This window comes from Cupriavidus sp. DF5525 (genome assembly GCF_040149425.2).
Lineage (GTDB): Bacteria > Pseudomonadota > Gammaproteobacteria > Burkholderiales > Burkholderiaceae > Cupriavidus > Cupriavidus pickettii_A.
The window spans coordinates 1,499,573-1,515,309 of sequence record NZ_CP168265.1 but is presented as its reverse complement, the minus strand read 5'-3'; the positions used below and the strand labels follow the sequence as shown (position 1 = coordinate 1,515,309).

Genomic DNA, 15,737 nt, shown 5'->3' with positions numbered 1-15,737 from the left:
TCGGCGCCTGACTCCACACATGGGGAAGCAGAAGGCGGCAACGCCGCATCATTCCCGCGCGGAAGCGGCCCCTGGCAGGCTTTCCAGCACACCCTGGATCTCGAGGGAGTCATGCATGCGCCGGATCGCGGCATGTAGCTCGGCGGCCTGCGGCCATGTGCGTTTGAGATAGCTGAGCCACAATTTGACGCGCCCGTGCTCGTGGCAAGAGGCGATACGGGCATGGAGCTTCTTCAGGTAGGCAGTGATCTGGCGCAGCACGAGCGGCCATTCCTCCGCGGACGGCGTGCTGTCCATCAGTCCGCGGATCCGCAGCGCCAGGAAGGGATCGGACACGGCGCCTCGCCCGATCATCACGTCGGCACAGCCGCTGACGTCCCGGCAGCGCTCCCAGTCGGCGACGGTCCAGACTTCGCCATTGGCAATGACCGGCACGTCCACGGCAGTCGCAATGCGCGCGATCCACTCCCAGTGGGCCGGCGGCCGGTAGCCATGATCGCGCGTCCGGGCATGCACCACGAGAGAGGCCGCGCCGCCTTCCGCCAGCGCGGTGGCACAGTCGAGCGCCAGCGACGTATCCGAGACCCCCAGCCGCATTTTTGCCGTCACGGCGATGTGCGCCGGCACCGCCGCGCGCACGGACGCAACGATCTGGTTCAGCAGTTCAGGGTTCGCCAGCAGCATGGCGCCGCCGCCGTGACGGTTGACGACTTTTGCGGGACAGCCGAAGTTCAGGTCGATCCCATGCGGCGACAGGGTCGCGGCATAGGCCGCATTGCGCGCCAGCCATTCCGGATCGCTGCCCAGCAGCTGGATCACCATCGGCGTACCGCTGCGGGTATAGCCGCCGTCCAGGATCTCAGGGGTATCCCGCTCGTAGACGCGCGCGGGAAGTAGCGAGCCTGTCACGCGGACGAATTCGGACACGCATCCGTCGTATCTGCCGGTGTCGGTCAGTACGTCGCGCAGGACATAGTCGGCAAGCCCCTCCATCGGGGCGAGGAACAGCCGGCTCATATTCAGGACTGCGCCAGGCAGCGTGCGCCGGCTTCGCGGGCGGGCAACGGGAAGTGACGGTGGATTCTGGAGGGCATCGGGATTCGCGCTTTGCAGGCGAGTCCGCTAGATGAGCCGCCAGTTCAGGAGGGCAGCATTTTACCTGCTTTGGGCGTTGCGCCGCTGGTCGTACCGGGAAGTACAGCGAAGCACGCAGCGGAACCGGCGGACCGGCCGGCCCGCCACTAACAACTCTTACTTCTTGTCCGGCTGGTTGAACGGGAAGGTCCCGAACATATTCTTGGCCTGGCTCTGCATCTGCTCCTGCATCTGCACGAACAGGTTCTTGCTCTGCTCGATGTAGTTGCTCATCATGCCCTGCATCATCGGGCCCTGCATGTTCATGAACTGCGACCACATGTCGGGGCTGAAGGCTTCGCCGGAATACAGGCCCTTGGAGTTCTCGGCCAGCTTGTTCTGGATGTCGATGAAGGCCTGGATATTCTTTTCCAGGTAGGTGCCCATCATGCCCTGCATGGCATGACCGTAGAAGCGGATGATCTGCGACAGCATGGCGCTGGAGAACATCGGCACGCCGCCGGTCTCTTCTTCCAGGATGATCTGCAGCAATATGCTGCGGGTCAGTTCATCCCCAGACTTGGCGTCGACGACCTTGAACTCCTCGGAATCCATGACCAGCTGCTTGACGTCGGCCAGGGTGATGTAGGTGCTGGTCTGGGTATCGTAGAGCCTGCGGTTGGGATACTTCTTGATCAGTCGCTCTGCGCCTTTTTTGGTCGTGGCCATCGGTGCTCTGTCCTTGTGTCGTCTGTTTGCGCGCTGCTGCACCGCATGGGGTGCAGTGCGCAAATCGGTACCGCCTGCGCCATCTGCTTATTGTCGTGCCGGCCTTTTTGCGGACTTTTTGTGGCCTTTCGCGCATGGCTGCGCGTTGCGGCTCAAAACCTCGCCCCCGCGAGGGCTGCGCTGCACGACTATGGTGCTGGCTACGCCGCTGCCCTGATTCTATGCCCAACAAAGCACTAAGAAAAGCGGACAGGGTTAAGGAAAACCCGGTGAATCCGCGCAAGAACGGTCGAAAACCGCCCTCGCGGAAACGATTCGCGGGCCGTGGCGGCCCGCGAAACAGGCGGCGAAATAAAGCGTCCGCCGCCTTGTGCGCCGCGCTGGCTGCACCGCAAAAACGCGGGCGCCGGCGCGGGCTGCCGGACTCGCCGGCAGGTCAGCCCATGTGCAGGCCGCCGTTGAGCGAGAAGTCGGCGCCGGTCGAGAAACCGGATTCGTCCGACGACAGCCAGGCGCAGATCGAAGCGATCTCTTCCGGCTCGCCCAGGCGCTTGACCGGGATCGTCCCGACGATCTTGTCGAGCACGTCCTGGCGGATCGCCTTGACCATGTCGGTGGCGATATAGCCGGGCGACACCGTGTTCACGGTCACACCCTTGGTCGCCACTTCCTGCGCCAGCGCCATGGTGAAGCCGTGCAGGCCGGCCTTGGCGGTGGAGTAGTTGGTCTGGCCGAACTGGCCCTTCTGCCCGTTCACCGACGAGATGTTGACGATACGGCCCCAGCCGCGGTCCGCCATGCCGTCGATCACCTGCTTGGTGACGTTGAACAGCGAGGTCAGGTTGGTGTCGATCACCGCATCCCAGTCGGCGCGGGTCATCTTGCGGAACACCACGTCGCGGGTGATGCCGGCATTGTTGATCAGTACGTCGACCTCGCCGACCTCGGCCTTGACCTTGTCGAATGCCGTCTTGGTCGAGTCCCAGTCAGCCACGTTGCCTTCCGAGGCAACAAAGTCGAAGCCGAGCGCCTTCTGCTGCTCGAGCCACCTTTCACGGCGCGGCGAATTGGGGCCGCAGCCGGCCACCACACGAAAGCCATCCTTGGCAAGCCGCTGGCAGATGGCGGTTCCGATACCGCCCATGCCGCCGGTCACATACGCAATGCGCTGAGTCATGTCCACTCCTTGATTGGCTCTTCGTTATCGTCAACGGGTCCGCGCCAACCGCGCGCGGCCCCGGAAAACCCCTTCCTTAGTTGCGCTCGACTGCCAGCGCCACGCCCATGCCGCCGCCGATGCACAGCGAGGCCAGGCCCTTCTTCGCGTCACGACGCTTCATCTCGTGCAGCAGCGTCACCAGGATACGGCAGCCCGACGCGCCGATCGGGTGGCCGATGGCAATGGCGCCGCCGTTCACGTTGACCTTGGAGGTATCCCAGCCCATCTGCTGGTGCACTGCCAGCGCCTGCGCGGCGAAGGCCTCGTTGATTTCCATCAGGTCCAGGTCCTGCGGGGTCCAGCCGGCGCGCGACAGGGCGCGCTTGGAGGCCGGCACCGGGCCCATGCCCATCACCTTGGGATCGACACCGGCGTTGGCGTAGCTCTTGATCGTGGCCAGCGGCGTCAGGCCCAGTTCCTTGGCCTTGGCGGCCGACATCACCACCACCGCGGCGGCGCCGTCGTTCAGGCCCGAGGCGTTGGCGGCAGTCACGGAGCCAGCCTTGTCAAAGGCGGGCCTGAGGCCGGACATGCTGTCCAGCGTGGCGCCCTGGCGCACGAACTCGTCGGTCTTGAAGGCCACCGGGTCGCCCTTGCGCTGCGGGATCAGCACCGGGACGATCTCTTCGTCGAACTTGCCGGCCTTCTGCGCGGCTTCGGCCTTGTTCTGCGAGCCGACCGCAAATTCATCCTGCGCCTCGCGCGTGATGCCGTATTCCTTGGCCACGTTCTCGGCGGTGATGCCCATGTGGTACTGGTTGTACACGTCCCACAGGCCGTCGACGATCATGGTGTCGACCAGCTTGGTGTCGCCCATGCGGAAGCCGTCGCGCGAGCCCGGCAGCACGTGCGGCGCGGCGCTCATGTTCTCCTGGCCACCGGCCACCACGATCTCGGCCTCGCCGGACATGATGGCGTTGGCGGCCAGCATCACGGCCTTCAGGCCCGAGCCGCACACCTTGTTGATGGTCATGGCCGGCACCATCGCCGGCAGGCCGGCCTTGATCGAGGCCTGGCGCGCGGGGTTCTGGCCCGAGCCGGCGGTCAGCACCTGACCCATGATGACTTCACTGACCTGGTCGGGCTTGATGCCGGCGCGCTCCAGCGCGGCCTTGATGGCGATGGCACCCAGCTCGGGCGCCGGGATCTTGGCCAGCGAGCCGCCAAATTTGCCTACTGCGGTGCGAGCCGCGGAAACGATGACAACGTCGGTCATGTCTAGTCCTCTCGAAGGAAAATGGGGGAACCTGCGGTCTTGCCGGCGACGCCAGGGCGCACGCCGGCGATCACGCAAGCATCATGCCTTGGCTTTGACGTAACGCCCAGGCGCGGGTTCGATAGCGGGATGGCGCGCATTGCCATACTCGGCGGGCGCCGCGCGCTTGGCGCCGGCCTGGCCTGCAAGCCATGCGGTCCAGTCCGGCCACCAGCTGCCGTGGTGCTCGGTGGCGCCGGCCAGCCATTGCTGCGGCGACTCCGGCAACGCATCGTTGGTCCAGTGGCTGCGCTTGTTCTTGACCGGCGGGTTGATCACGCCGGCGATATGCCCGGACGCACCCAGCACGAAGCGCAGCTTGTTCTTCAGCAGCGCGGTCGAGGCATAGGCGGCGGTCCACGGCACGATATGGTCCTCGCGCGAACCGTAGATATAGGTCGGCACGTCGATGCTGGCGAGGTCCACCGGTGTGTCGGACACCGTCAGCTTGCCCGGCACCTTGAGCTCGTTCTGCAGGTAGGTATGGCGCAGGTACCAGCAGTACCACGGCCCCGGCAGGTTGGTGGCGTCGCCGTTCCAGAACAACAGGTCGAACGGCACCGGCGTGTTGCCCTTCAGGTAGTTGTCGACCACGTAGTTCCACACTAGGTCGTTGGGGCGCAGGAACGAGAACGTGTTGGCCAGCTCGATGCCGCGCAGCAGCGAGCACGGCCCACCGGCGCCGCCGCCGATCGTGGCTTCGCGCAGCTGCACGTGGGCCTCGTCGACAAAGACGTCGAGGATGCCAGTATCGGCAAAGTCCAGCAGCGTGGTCAGCAGCGTCAGGCTGGCCGCGGGCTTCTGGCCGCGCGCGGCCATCACCGCCAGCGCGGTGGAGATGATGGTGCCGCCCACGCAGAAGCCGAGCACATTGATCTTGTCCTGGCCGCTGATGTCCTGAGCGACTTCAATGGCGCGGATGGCGGCGTGCTCGATGTAGTCGTCCCAGGTAGTCCCGGCCATGCTGGCATCGGGGTTGCGCCACGACACCAGGAACACCGTATGCCCCTGCTCCACCGCATGCCGCACCAGCGAGCTTTCCGGCTGCAGGTCGAGGATGTAGTACTTGTTGATGCACGGCGGAACCAGCAGCAGCGGGCGCGCATGGACCTTGTCGGTCAGCGGCTTGTACTGCAGCAGCTGGAAGTACTCGTTCTCGTAGACCACCGCGCCTTCGGTCACCGCGACATTGCGGCCGACCTCGAACGCGGTCTCGTCGGTCTGCGAGATCTTGCCGCGCGTCAGGTCTTCCAGCATGTTGCGCACGCCGGCGCGCAGCGATTCGCCGCCGGATTCGATCAGCAAGCGCTGCGCCTCGGGATTGGTGACCAGGAAGTTCGCCGGCGACATCGCATCGACCCACTGCGAGATCGCGAAGCGGATGCGCTGGCTGGTCTTGGCGTCGGCCTCGACGGCGTCGGCCAGTTCGGTCATGGCACGCGCGTTGAGCAGGTAGAACGCGGCGGCGAAGCGGTACGGCATGTTGTTGCGCCACGCGTCGCCGGCAAAGCGCCGGTCATGCAGCGGTCCGGCGGCTTCGGGCTTGCCCTCGGCCATGGCCTGCCACAGGACCGAAAAGTCCTTCATGTAGCGCTTCTGGATATCGGCCAGCTGCGCTGGCTCGATCTTGACGCCCGCCAGCGCGTCCAGGCCAGGAATGCCCGGAGCGGCCGCGTAGCCGTTGCCTTCAGTACCCTGCCACTGGCGGGACCATTCCAGCCATGTGGCTGGATCGAATGGCCCCGGCGTGAACTTGAACGGTTGGGACTTGCCTTCCTGAGTGGAAGCTGCCGCACCTTTGCCGGTTGCCATGATGTAATTGTCTCTCTGCCGTCACTGTATGAACCGGCTCCGGGCATTGCCCTGGCCGGCACTATTGCATAGGGTGATGCTATCCGGATGGACCCGGCTTCGCCCTCCCCCGAATGGGGCGGGTTGCCGGCACATCGGCCCTGGAACCTGCGGAAGACGCCCGCCGCACACAATGACATCAAATGCGGTCGCGCTTTCCGCCCATCCCGATAGCGGCTCCCTTTTTGCCGACTGCCGCGGGCGCTCTGGCTGGGAGCACCATGCGGTATGCTTGCCGGCAAAAACCTGGGAATCATCAGCGATTCCGAAACATTTGAAGCCATTGTTGCCTTGCAACGTACGCAATGTCAATGCGGGAATCCGTCCCGCGCCGAATGCGCTCGCCGACCTACCGGACGGTATGCCGCGCGCGCATCTGCCAGGGCCGTCGAGCATAAGCGAGAAGGATGAAATTCTGATGTACATCGTGGCCATTGGCTGGCTCTATGTGGCGCTGATGATGGCGATCACCGAGCACAACGTGGTGGCGGGAATTGCCACCTTCCTGATGTATGGCATGGCGCCGGTGGCGCTGGTGCTCTACATCATGGGCACGCCGGGCCGGCGGCGGCGCAAGGCCGCGGCCGAGCGCGCGCAGGCCGCAGCAGTTGCAGCGACCGAGGCCAGCGATGCCACGCCGGCACAAGCGGACGGCGCGGCCAAGGGCAAGGACGACTAAAAAAGGACCCGGATCAGTCCGCGAGCCAGACCAGGCTCGCCATGCGGCCAGTCACGCCGTCGCGGCGGTAGGAGTAGAAGCGTTCCGCATCGGCCACGGTGCATGCGTCGCCGCCGTAGACCTCGGCGCAGCCGGCACGCGCCAGCCGCGTGCGTGCGAGCGCGTAGATGTCGGCCAGGTATTTGCCGGGCGCTCCGGCGCGGAAAGCAGCCGCCACTGCGGCCTGTTCATCGGGGCGCGCCTGCGCGAGGAAGGCATCGCGCACTTCAGCCCCGACCTCGAAGGCATCCGGGCCGATAGCTGGCCCGAGCCAGGCCAGCCAGCGCATATCACCGCCTCCTGCGGTGGCCTGCATCCGCGCCAGCGTGGCCTCGATCACGCCGTTGCACAGGCCGCGCCAGCCCGCGTGCGCGGCACCCACCACGGTCCCCTGCGCATCGCACAGGAGCACGGGCAGGCAGTCCGCCGTCATCACGGCGCAGACGTGGCCTGGCGCCACCGCCAGGCTCGCGTCGGCCTTCGGCACGGGATCGCCGGGTGCCACCACATGGTCGACCGTCGCCACCGCGCAGCCATGGACCTGTTCGAGCCATCGGGGCATCGACGGCAGTAGCGCGGCCAGCCGTTCGCGATTGCGGGCCACGTCGGCCGGATCGTCGCCGACATGGGTGCCGAGGTTAAGGCCGCCCGGAGCACCGCCGGCAAGGCCGTACGGCCGCTTGCTGACGCCGCCCTGGCGCGTGGTCGACACCGCGCGCACGCGCGCCGGCGCGGGCCAGTCAGGGACCAGCCATGCGGGCTCAGGCGCGCTCATCGTCTTCGTCGTCACTGTCGTCATCCTCGCCAGCGTATTCCCAGTGGGCTTCGCCGCCTTCCCAGACCTCGTCCCAGGCTTCGTCCTCATCCTCCGCCTGCGCGCTTTCAAAGTCCAACGCGTCGATCAGCGCCTGCAGGTCGTCGGGCGGCTGCGCCGTCCACGACATGTGCCGGCCGGTGGCCGGATGCACCAGCCCGAGCTTGCACGCATGCAGCGCCTGGCGCTCATATGGCACCGGCAACGGCACGCGGATCGCCGGGCGCTGGCCGCGCTGCGTGGCGCGGAAGTAGACCGGGTCGCCCACCAGCGGATGGCCGATCGATTCGAAGTGCACGCGGATCTGGTGCGTGCGCCCGGTCTCGAGCTTGCACATCACCATCGACACGAAGCCGCGCCCGAGCGGCACCGTGGCCAGCGTGCGGAAATGCGTGCGCGAGGGCTTGCCGCTGGCGGTATGCACGATCGCCATGCGCGTGCGCTCGCGGGGGTCGCGGCCGATGGGCGCGTCGATGGTGCCTTCGTCATAGGTGCGGCCCCACACCAGCGCGATATACGTGCGCTTGACCGTGCGCGCCTGCAGCTGGCGCACAAGATCGGTCTGCGCTGTCAGCGAGCGCGCCACCACCATCAGGCCGGAGGTCTCCTTGTCGAGCCGGTGCACGATGCCCGCGCGCGGCAGCGCCGTGGCGGCGGGGTCGCGGTGCAGCAGCCCGTTGAGCACGGTGCCGCTCCAGTTGCCGGCGGCGGGATGCACCACCAGCCCGGCAGGCTTGTTGATCACCAGCAGCGTGTCGTCTTCATAGACCACGTCCAGCGGCACGTCTTCGGGCGCAAAGGCCGACGATTCCGGCGCGGCCTGCGGCTGCACCTCGATGCGGTTGCCCATCTGCACCGCATCGCGCGGCCGGCGCACCTGGCCATCGACGCGCACGGCGCCGCTTTCGATCCACTGCTGCAGGCGGCTGCGCGAAAACTCGCTAAAGTGACGCGCCAGCAATTTATCGAGCCGCTCGCCATGCGCGGCACTGTCCACCTCCAGCGACAGGGTCACGCCCGCTTCGGCGCCAGGCGCGGCACTCGCCGGCGCGCCTTCGGCGAGGTCTTCGAATTCCTCGGGATCGGCCAGGGACGCGGCTGCGCGCACCCTTTCCGGGGGGAGTCCTCCCACGCCATCTGCCGGGTCGGCTTGGGGCTGGGGGCTTGGGCTATAATGCTTGACGCTATTTTTCTTCATCCGGGATACGATTGCCCATGCAATTGCAGAGCATGAAACGCGCGCGCTGGCGCACGACAATTGGAGCGGTTCTGCTCGCAGGCGGCTGCGTCATGCTGTCAGCATGCGGCCTGCTAGCGGACCAGCCCGACGAAACCGCCGGCTGGTCGGCCAACAAATTATATTCGGAAGCCAAGGACGCACTGGATGGCGGCGACTACACGCGCGCCGTCAAGCTGTATGAAAAGCTCGAGGGCCGCTATCCGTTCGGCCGCTACGCGCAGCAGGCACAGATCGATACCGCCTACGCCAACTACAAGGACGGCGAGACCGCGGCCGCGCTGGCAGCCATCGACCGCTTTATCCAGCTGCACCCGAACCACCCCAATATCGATTACGCCTACTACCTGAAGGGCCTGATCAACTTCAACGACAACCTGGGCTGGCTGGGCCGCTTCTCCGGCCAGGACCTGAGCGAGCGCGACCCCAAGGCCGCGCGTGCCGCCTACGACGCGTTCAACACGCTGGTCACAAAGTATCCGGACAGCAAGTACACGCCCGACGCCGCGCTGCGCATGCAGTACATCGTCAACTCGCTGGCCCAGCACGAGGTCCATGCCGCGCGGTACTATTACAAGCGCGGTGCCTACCTTGCTGCGGTCAACCGCGCCCAGCAGTCGCTCAAGGAATACGACGGCGCACCGGCCAACGAAGAAGCGCTGTACATCATGATCCGCTCGTATGACGCGATGGGCATGAAAGACCTGCGCGACGATACCGCCCGCGTGATGGAGCACAATTTCCCCAACAGCGACTTCATCAAGTACGGCGAGCGCCGCAAGGACAAGTCCTGGTGGGAAGTCTTCTGAGGCTTGCCGGCCAGCGGCCATGAAAAAACGGGACGTGTCGCAAGACCGTCCCGTTTTTGTTTGTGCCTCGCCCTCAGGGCACCAAAGCCGTCATTCCTCTGGCGCGTCCTCGCCGCCGGTTTCAGTCTCGGCACCAGCCCGGGCTGTCTCCGCCCCGCGCAACGACTCCAGGAAACGCACCACCGTCGCCGCTTCGCGCGTGCGTGTGAACGGCGGCAGGCTCTGCCAGATCTGGCGGCCATAGGGCTTTTCCACCAGCCGCGTATCGAAGATCGCCAGCACGCCGCGGTCCGACTCCGAGCGGATCAGCCGCCCCGCCCCCTGCTTGAGCGTGATCACCGCATGCGGCAGCTGGTGCACGGCGAACGGGCTCAGGCCCTTCTTCTGCAGCACTTCCATGCGCGCGGCCAGCACCGGGTCGTCAGGCGGCGCGAATGGCAGCTTGTCGATGATCACCAGCGACAGCGCCTCGCCGCGCACGTCCACGCCCTCCCAGAAGCTCTGGCTGCCGACCAGCACCGCATTGCCCAGCTCGCGGAAGCGATCCAGTAGTTCGGTGCGGCTGGCCTGGCCCTGCACCAGCAGCGGCAGGTTCAGGCCGCGCTCGGCAAAGGCGTCGTAGAGCAGGTCCGAGGCGCGCTGCACCGCGCGCAGCGTGGTGCACAGCAGGAAGGTGCGCCCGCCGGCAGCCTCGATCAGCGGCAGCGCGGCCTGCACCACCGCATCGGTGAACTGCGGCGATTGCGGCGCCGGCATGTCGCGCGGCACGTACAGCAGGCCTTGTTTCGCATAGTCGAAGGGGCTGGGCAGCGTCAGCGAGCGGTCCTTGTCGAGCCCCAGCTGCGCGGCGTAGTGGGTGAAATTGCCCTTCACCGACAGCGTGGCCGAGGTAAAGACCCACGCGCGCGGCTGGCCGTCGCGCTGGCGCGTGAAGATCGGCGCGATCGAAAGCGGCGTGCGGTGCAGCTGCACGGTATGCGAGAACACCTCGACCCAGCGCACCGTCTCGGGGCCGGCAGGGACCGCAGGGACTGCCGCGGCCTCTCCCTCTCCCTCGGCCGCTTGCGGCGCCGGGGCGGCCGCGGCTTCGCTGCGCCACGCAGCCAGCTTGTTGGCCAGTTCCAGCGCACGGCGGTGGCATTGCTGCAGCGACTCGGCGCGCTCGGCCTGGCTTTCCAGCATCTCGACGAAGTCTGACAGTGCCTCGTCCAGCGCATCCAGCGTTTCGTTGAAGGGCTCGGCGATGCGGCGGTCGGCCTCGATCTGGCCGAGCGCCAGGCGCGCGTTGTCCTTGGTGAAGGCGAGGCGCAGGTCGCGCGCGGCGCGTTCCAGCGGCGCGCCAAGCTGCACCCAGTCCACCGCATCGCGCGCATGCGACAGGCCCTCGGCCACGGTATCGCGCGCAAGCTCGAGCAGCTGGCTGGTCGACAGCGTCTCGCCGAAGAACAGCGTCGCGGTCTCGGGCAGCTGGTGGGCTTCGTCGAAGATCACGGTGTTGGCCGCCGGCAGCAGCTCCGCCATGCCGGTATCGCGCAGCACCACGTCGGCAAAGAACAGGTGGTGGTTGACCACCACCACGTCGGCCTGCTGCGCTTCCTTGCGCGCGCGCATCACGAAGCAGTCTTTGTAGAACGGGCACTCCGAGCCCAGGCAGTTGTCGCGCGTGGACGTTACCATCTGCCAGACCGGCGCGTTCTCCGGCACGGACACCAGCTCGGCCTTGTCGCCGGTCGAGGTTTCCTTGACGAAGCGGCCGATATCCCGCAGCCACGCCGCATCCTGGCGCGACGCCAGGCGCCCGTTGGCCTGTGCTCGTTCCAGGTGGTAGTGGCAGACGTAGTTGGCGCGGCCCTTGAGCAGCGCCACCGACACCGGTACGTTCAGCGCATGGCGCACCGTGGGGATGTCGCGCAGGAACAGCTGGTCCTGCAGGTTTTTGGTGCCGGTGGAGAGGATCACCTTGCCGCCCCACAGCATTGCCGGCACCAGGTAGGCGTAGGTCTTGCCGGTGCCGGTACCGGCCTCGACGATCACGGTGTCGCTCTCTGCGATCGCGCCGGCGACGGCCTCGGCCATCTTGTGCTGCGCGGCGCGCGGGCGGTAGCCAGGGATGGCCTGCGCCAGCGTGCCGGTATCGGCAAAGATGGTGCCCAGTTCGGCGCCGCGGCTGGCGGTGGCGTCGGCGGGCGCGGCGTGTGCGGGCGCCTCGGCGTCGGTCACTTCGACGGCATCGGACAGCTCAGGGGAATCGGGAAGGTCGGACAAGGCTTGGGGGGGAATTATGTAGGCCGCCGGACAAGGCCGGCGGCGATCGGTGCGGCGAGCGCGGCTGCGCTCAGGCCGGCACGTCGGGTTCGAGCTGCAGCTGCAGCAGCGTGATGGCGTCCTTCAGCTTGAGCCGGCGCTTCTTCAGCCGGCGTAGCTGCAGTTCGTCATGGACTGCGTCGCTGGCCAGCCGGTCGATCAGGAAGTCCAGGTCGCGATGCTCGATCTGCAACTCCATGATGCGCCGTTCGAGGGTGTTCAGGTTGCTGTCCATATGCGCCTCCGGTGCGCAGTCACGTACCGCCGCCTCAGAAGCCGAACGGGCGCGGTGCCGACGCCGGGTTCTGCTGCTCCTTCGCCTTGGCGCGACGCTCTTCCAGCTCCTTCTGGCGCTGTTCCAGGTCGCGCTGCTTGGCCTCGTACGCCTTCACGTTCTCCTGGCGCTGCTGGGCCTGCGCAGCGCCCTTCTGCTGCGCCTCTTTCATGCGGGCGTCAGACTGCTTCTGCTGATATGCCTGCGCGTTGGCGGCACGCTGCGGCGCTTCGCCCTGGCGTTGCGCATCGCGCAGCTGCTGCTCCTGCTGCTTCTTTTCGAAGGCTTCGCGGCTGGACTGCTCGCTGGCGGCGCGCTTCGGCTGGCTGGCCTCGAACTCGGCACGGCGCAGCGCCTGTTCGCGGTCGCGCTCGGCGGCACGGTGGGCGCGCTCGGCCTCGCCGACTTCCAGCTCGCGCGTGCGCAGCACCTGCAGCTCCCCACGCTGGATTTCCTTGGCCTGGTCGATGCAGCGGTTGACGAAGAACTTGCCGTAGCACTCGTGCTCGGCGGCGGCAAAGCGATAGTTGGTCCAGGCACGCGAATCGCCGATGGCCTTGCGTTCGGCGGCGAAGTCGCGGGTGGCGCCGGCGCCAGCCACCGGCGCGGCGGCCGGGGCCGGCGCCTGCGCGAGCACCTCGCGCACCGGCATCAGCGCGGCGCAGGCGGCCACGACCAGCGCTGGCAAGGCGATGCGGGCATGGGACGGGAAGGTTCGGGGCACGTTGGCGAGCGTGGGCATGGCCAGGATGGCCGCCTCGGAGGCGGCCGGCGATGTGGCCTTGGCGGCGGCCGGACGGGGCTTGACGATCATGACGGGATTCTAGCATCCGGGCCGCGTGCCGGCCTGCCTCCGCGGCCACCTCGGGGCACTGCGCGGGGCCCCTGCGGGGCATAGCGCCGGCCGCACCGCGCGCCCCCCGGCGCGGATCGGACGTGCGCGCGGCGCCGCCCGCCGCACCCGCCCGCCGCACCTGCATGCTGCACCCGCGTGATGAGCCGCCGCGCGCTTGTGGCAAAATGCCCCGCTTTCGACTGACTGCGTTTCCCGCCGCGTTCCCGATGTCCAACCTGCCCGCATCCGTCTCGCAAAAGATTGTGTCGCTCATCGCGGCCGAGCTGTCCGTCCAGCCCCGCCAGGTCGCGGCCGCCGTGGCGCTGCTCGACGAAGGTGCCACCGTCCCCTTCATCGCCCGCTACCGCAAGGAAGTGACCGGCAACCTGGATGACACGCAGTTGCGCAACCTGGAAGAGCGCCTGCTCTACCTGCGCGACATGGAAGACCGCCGCGCGGCCATCCTGGCGTCGATCCAGGAGCAAGGCAAGCTCACGCCAGAACTGCAGGCCGCCATCGAGGCCGCTGAAACCAAGCAGACGCTGGAAGACCTCTACCTGCCCTACAAGCCCAAGCGCCGCACGCGCGCCCAGATCGCGCGCGAATGCGGGCTGGAGCCGCTGGCGCAGACCCTGCTGGCCGATCCCACGCTGGACCCGCAGACCGAAGCCGCCAAGTACGTCAACGGCAACCCGACCGCCGACGGCGGCGTGCCCGACGTGAAGGCCGCGCTGGACGGCGCGCGCGACATCCTGTCGGAACAGTTCGGCGAGACCGCCGAACTGCTCGGCAAGCTGCGCGAACACCTGTGGACCAACGGCGTGGTCGCGTCAACCGTGATGGAAGGCAAGGAAACCGCCGAGGAAGAGAAGTTCCGCGACTACTACGCCTACAGCGAAACCATCCGCACCGTACCCTCGCACCGCGCGCTGGCGCTGTTCCGCGGCCGCAATGCGGGCGTGCTGATGGTCAAGCTGGGGCTGGGCGAAGAACAGGACGCGATGGTTCCGCACCCGTGCGAAGGCATGATCGCGCGCCACGTCGGCATCCAGAACCTGGGCCGCCCGGCCGACAAGTGGCTGGGCGACGTATGCCGCTGGTGCTGGCGCGTCAAGGTGCAGCCGCACCTGGAAACCGAACTGCTGACCCAGCTGCGCGAAACCGCCGAAGGCGAAGCCATCAAGGTGTTCGGCCGCAACCTGCATGAACTGCTGCTGGCCGCGCCGGCCGGTCCCAAGTCGGTGATGGGCGTCGACCCCGGCATCCGCACCGGCTGCAAGATCGCCGTGGTCGACAGCACCGGCAAGCTGCTGGACACCGCCACCATCTACCCGCACGAGCCGCGCCGTGACTGGAACGGCTCGCTCGCCACGCTGGCGCGCCTCGCGAAGCAGCACAACGTGGCGCTGGTGTCGATCGGCAACGGCACCGCCAGCCGCGAGACCGACAAGCTGGTACAGGACCTGATGAAGCAGATGCCCGAGCTCAAGCTGACCAAGATCGTGGTCAGCGAGGCCGGCGCCTCGGTCTACTCCGCCTCGGAGCTGGCCGCCAAGGAATTCCCGGACCTGGACGTGTCGCTGCGCGGCGCCGTGTCGATCGCGCGCCGCCTGCAGGACCCACTGGCCGAGCTGGTCAAGATCGATCCCAAGTCGATCGGCGTGGGCCAGTACCAGCATGACGTCAACCAGCGCGAGCTGGCGCGCGCGCTCGACGCCGTGGTCGAGGACTGCGTGAACGCGGTGGGCGTCGACGTCAATACCGCCTCCGCACCGCTGCTGGCGCGCGTGTCGGGCCTGAACACGGTGCTGGCGCGCAATATCGTCGAGTTCCGCGATGCCAACGGCGCCTTCCCCAACCGCGTTGCGCTGAAGAAGGTGCCGCGCCTGGGCGACAAGACGTTCGAGCAGGCCGCCGGCTTCCTGCGCATCAACGACGGCGATAACCCGCTGGATCGCTCGTCGGTGCACCCGGAAGCCTATCCGGTGGTGCAGCGCATCCTGGAGCACATCAAGAAGGGCCTGCGCGACGTGATGGGCAACCGCGACGCGCTGCGCGGCCTGCCGCCGGAAAAGTTCACCGACGAATCGTTCGGCCTGCCGACCGTGCGCGACATCCTGTCCGAACTGGAAAAGCCCGGCCGCGACCCGCGTCCCGAGTTCAAGACCGCGACCTTCCAGGAAGGCGTGGAAGACGTGAAGGACTTGCAGCCCGGCATGGTGCTGGAAGGCGTGGTCACCAACGTGGCGGCCTTTGGCGCGTTTGTCGATATCGGCGTGCACCAGGACGGGCTGGTCCATATCTCGGCGCTGTCGAACAAGTTCGTCAAGGATGCGCACGAGGTGGTCAAGGCCGGCCAGATCGTCAAGGTCAAGGTGATGGAGGTCGACGTCAAGCGCAACCGCATCGGCCTGTCGATGCGGCTGGACGACGAGCCGGGCCAGACCCCGGCACGCGCCGGCGGCGACCGTGGCGATCGTGGTGGCCAGCGCAATGGCGGCAAGGGCTCCAACGGCGGCCGCCGCGAGCAGGAGCCGGCGGGCGCGATGGCCGCGGCCTTTGCCAAGCTCAAGCGCTGAACCGCGAGAGCATGGCAGGACGCCTCGCACGGGAAGCCG

At 67.2% G+C, this 15,737-nt stretch carries 13 protein-coding genes; 3 read left to right on the top strand and 10 right to left on the bottom strand.

Annotated elements, in window-relative coordinates; all coding sequences use genetic code 11:
• Positions 1-48: 48 nt before the first annotated feature.
• The 5 genes from ABNX08_RS07210 to phaC all read right to left on the bottom strand — a co-directional run bounded on the left by ABNX08_RS07210 (position 49) and on the right by phaC (position 6,089).
• Positions 49-1,017, bottom strand: a complete 969-nt coding sequence (locus ABNX08_RS07210; RefSeq protein ID WP_022534504.1) for a tRNA-dihydrouridine synthase — start codon at positions 1,015-1,017, stop codon at positions 49-51.
• A 234-nt stretch (positions 1,018-1,251) separates the two neighbouring features.
• Positions 1,252-1,803: a polyhydroxyalkanoate synthesis repressor PhaR gene (phaR, locus tag ABNX08_RS07205; RefSeq protein WP_022534503.1), complete on the bottom strand. Its 552-nt coding sequence runs from the start codon at positions 1,801-1,803 to the stop codon at positions 1,252-1,254.
• Positions 1,804-2,239: 436 nt separating this feature from the next.
• A complete protein-coding gene (locus ABNX08_RS07200) occupies positions 2,240-2,980 on the bottom strand; it encodes a 3-ketoacyl-ACP reductase (protein WP_013956453.1) in 741 nt (246 codons plus the stop codon).
• 76 nt (positions 2,981-3,056) lie between these two features.
• Complete coding sequence (locus ABNX08_RS07195; RefSeq protein ID WP_022534502.1) at positions 3,057-4,238, bottom strand: acetyl-CoA C-acetyltransferase; 1,182 nt, start codon at positions 4,236-4,238, stop codon at positions 3,057-3,059.
• A gap of 81 nt (positions 4,239-4,319) precedes the next feature.
• Positions 4,320-6,089 carry a class I poly(R)-hydroxyalkanoic acid synthase gene (gene phaC, locus ABNX08_RS07190; RefSeq protein ID WP_022534501.1) on the bottom strand — a complete coding sequence of 590 codons (1,770 nt, stop codon included), beginning with the start codon at positions 6,087-6,089 and terminating at the stop codon, positions 4,320-4,322.
• A gap of 457 nt (positions 6,090-6,546) precedes the next feature.
• Here phaC and ABNX08_RS07185 point away from each other — a divergent pair, with 457 nt between their 5' ends.
• Positions 6,547-6,807 carry a hypothetical protein gene (locus tag ABNX08_RS07185; protein WP_022534500.1) on the top strand — a complete coding sequence of 87 codons (261 nt, stop codon included), beginning with the start codon at positions 6,547-6,549 and terminating at the stop codon, positions 6,805-6,807.
• 13 nt (positions 6,808-6,820) lie between these two features.
• Here ABNX08_RS07185 and pgeF read toward each other — a convergent pair whose 3' ends face one another.
• Together pgeF and ABNX08_RS07175 are read right to left on the bottom strand one after the other, a co-directional pair.
• Positions 6,821-7,621 (bottom strand): peptidoglycan editing factor PgeF, encoded by an 801-nt coding sequence (gene pgeF / locus ABNX08_RS07180; protein ID WP_022534499.1) that lies wholly within the window; start codon positions 7,619-7,621, stop codon positions 6,821-6,823.
• Positions 7,608-8,858, bottom strand: a complete 1,251-nt coding sequence (locus ABNX08_RS07175) for an RluA family pseudouridine synthase (protein ID WP_022534498.1) — start codon at positions 8,856-8,858, stop codon at positions 7,608-7,610. The genes pgeF and ABNX08_RS07175 overlap by 14 nt, the downstream gene beginning before the upstream one ends.
• 17 nt (positions 8,859-8,875) lie before the next feature.
• On the opposite strand from ABNX08_RS07175, the gene ABNX08_RS07170 reads away from it, so the two are divergent.
• Complete coding sequence (locus ABNX08_RS07170) at positions 8,876-9,706, top strand: outer membrane protein assembly factor BamD (protein ID WP_349604662.1); 831 nt, start codon at positions 8,876-8,878, stop codon at positions 9,704-9,706.
• Between the two features lie 90 nt (positions 9,707-9,796).
• On the opposite strand, the gene ABNX08_RS07165 is transcribed toward ABNX08_RS07170, so the two are convergent.
• The 3 genes from ABNX08_RS07165 to ABNX08_RS07155 all read right to left on the bottom strand — a co-directional run bounded on the left by ABNX08_RS07165 (position 9,797) and on the right by ABNX08_RS07155 (position 13,098).
• Positions 9,797-11,971 (bottom strand): ATP-dependent DNA helicase, encoded by a 2,175-nt coding sequence (locus tag ABNX08_RS07165; protein WP_349604663.1) that lies wholly within the window; start codon positions 11,969-11,971, stop codon positions 9,797-9,799.
• 70 nt (positions 11,972-12,041) lie between these two features.
• The gene (locus tag ABNX08_RS07160) at positions 12,042-12,245 is read right to left on the bottom strand and encodes a DUF465 domain-containing protein (protein ID WP_013956445.1); all 204 of its coding nucleotides are present in this window, start codon (positions 12,243-12,245) and stop codon (positions 12,042-12,044) included.
• 34 nt (positions 12,246-12,279) lie between these two features.
• On the bottom strand, positions 12,280-13,098 hold the full coding sequence (locus ABNX08_RS07155) for a hypothetical protein (RefSeq protein WP_022534495.1): 819 nt from the start codon (positions 13,096-13,098) through the stop codon (positions 12,280-12,282).
• A 248-nt stretch (positions 13,099-13,346) separates the two neighbouring features.
• Between ABNX08_RS07155 and ABNX08_RS07150 the strand changes: the two genes are divergently transcribed.
• Positions 13,347-15,698, top strand: a complete 2,352-nt coding sequence (locus tag ABNX08_RS07150) for a Tex family protein (protein ID WP_349604722.1) — start codon at positions 13,347-13,349, stop codon at positions 15,696-15,698.
• Positions 15,699-15,737: the final 39 nt, after the last annotated feature.

Bases quoted from the DNA above. Each gene is read 5' to 3' on its own strand.
- ABNX08_RS07210 (WP_022534504.1), bottom strand. From the start codon at position 1,017: ATGAGCCGGCTGTTCCTCGCCCCGATGGAGGGGCTTGCCGACTATGTC.
- phaR (WP_022534503.1), bottom strand. From the start codon at position 1,803: ATGGCCACGACCAAAAAAGGCGCAGAGCGACTGATCAAGAAGTATCCC.
- ABNX08_RS07200 (WP_013956453.1), bottom strand. From the start codon at position 2,980: ATGACTCAGCGCATTGCGTATGTGACCGGCGGCATGGGCGGTATCGGA.
- ABNX08_RS07195 (WP_022534502.1), bottom strand. From the start codon at position 4,238: ATGACCGACGTTGTCATCGTTTCCGCGGCTCGCACCGCAGTAGGCAAA.
- phaC (WP_022534501.1), bottom strand. From the start codon at position 6,089: ATGGCAACCGGCAAAGGTGCGGCAGCTTCCACTCAGGAAGGCAAGTCC.
- ABNX08_RS07185 (WP_022534500.1), top strand. From the start codon at position 6,547: ATGTACATCGTGGCCATTGGCTGGCTCTATGTGGCGCTGATGATGGCG.
- pgeF (WP_022534499.1), bottom strand. From the start codon at position 7,621: ATGAGCGCGCCTGAGCCCGCATGGCTGGTCCCTGACTGGCCCGCGCCG.
- ABNX08_RS07175 (WP_022534498.1), bottom strand. From the start codon at position 8,858: ATGAAGAAAAATAGCGTCAAGCATTATAGCCCAAGCCCCCAGCCCCAA.
- ABNX08_RS07170 (WP_349604662.1), top strand. From the start codon at position 8,876: ATGCAATTGCAGAGCATGAAACGCGCGCGCTGGCGCACGACAATTGGA.
- ABNX08_RS07160 (WP_013956445.1), bottom strand. From the start codon at position 12,245: ATGGACAGCAACCTGAACACCCTCGAACGGCGCATCATGGAGTTGCAG.
- ABNX08_RS07155 (WP_022534495.1), bottom strand. From the start codon at position 13,098: ATGATCGTCAAGCCCCGTCCGGCCGCCGCCAAGGCCACATCGCCGGCC.
- ABNX08_RS07150 (WP_349604722.1), top strand. From the start codon at position 13,347: ATGTCCAACCTGCCCGCATCCGTCTCGCAAAAGATTGTGTCGCTCATC.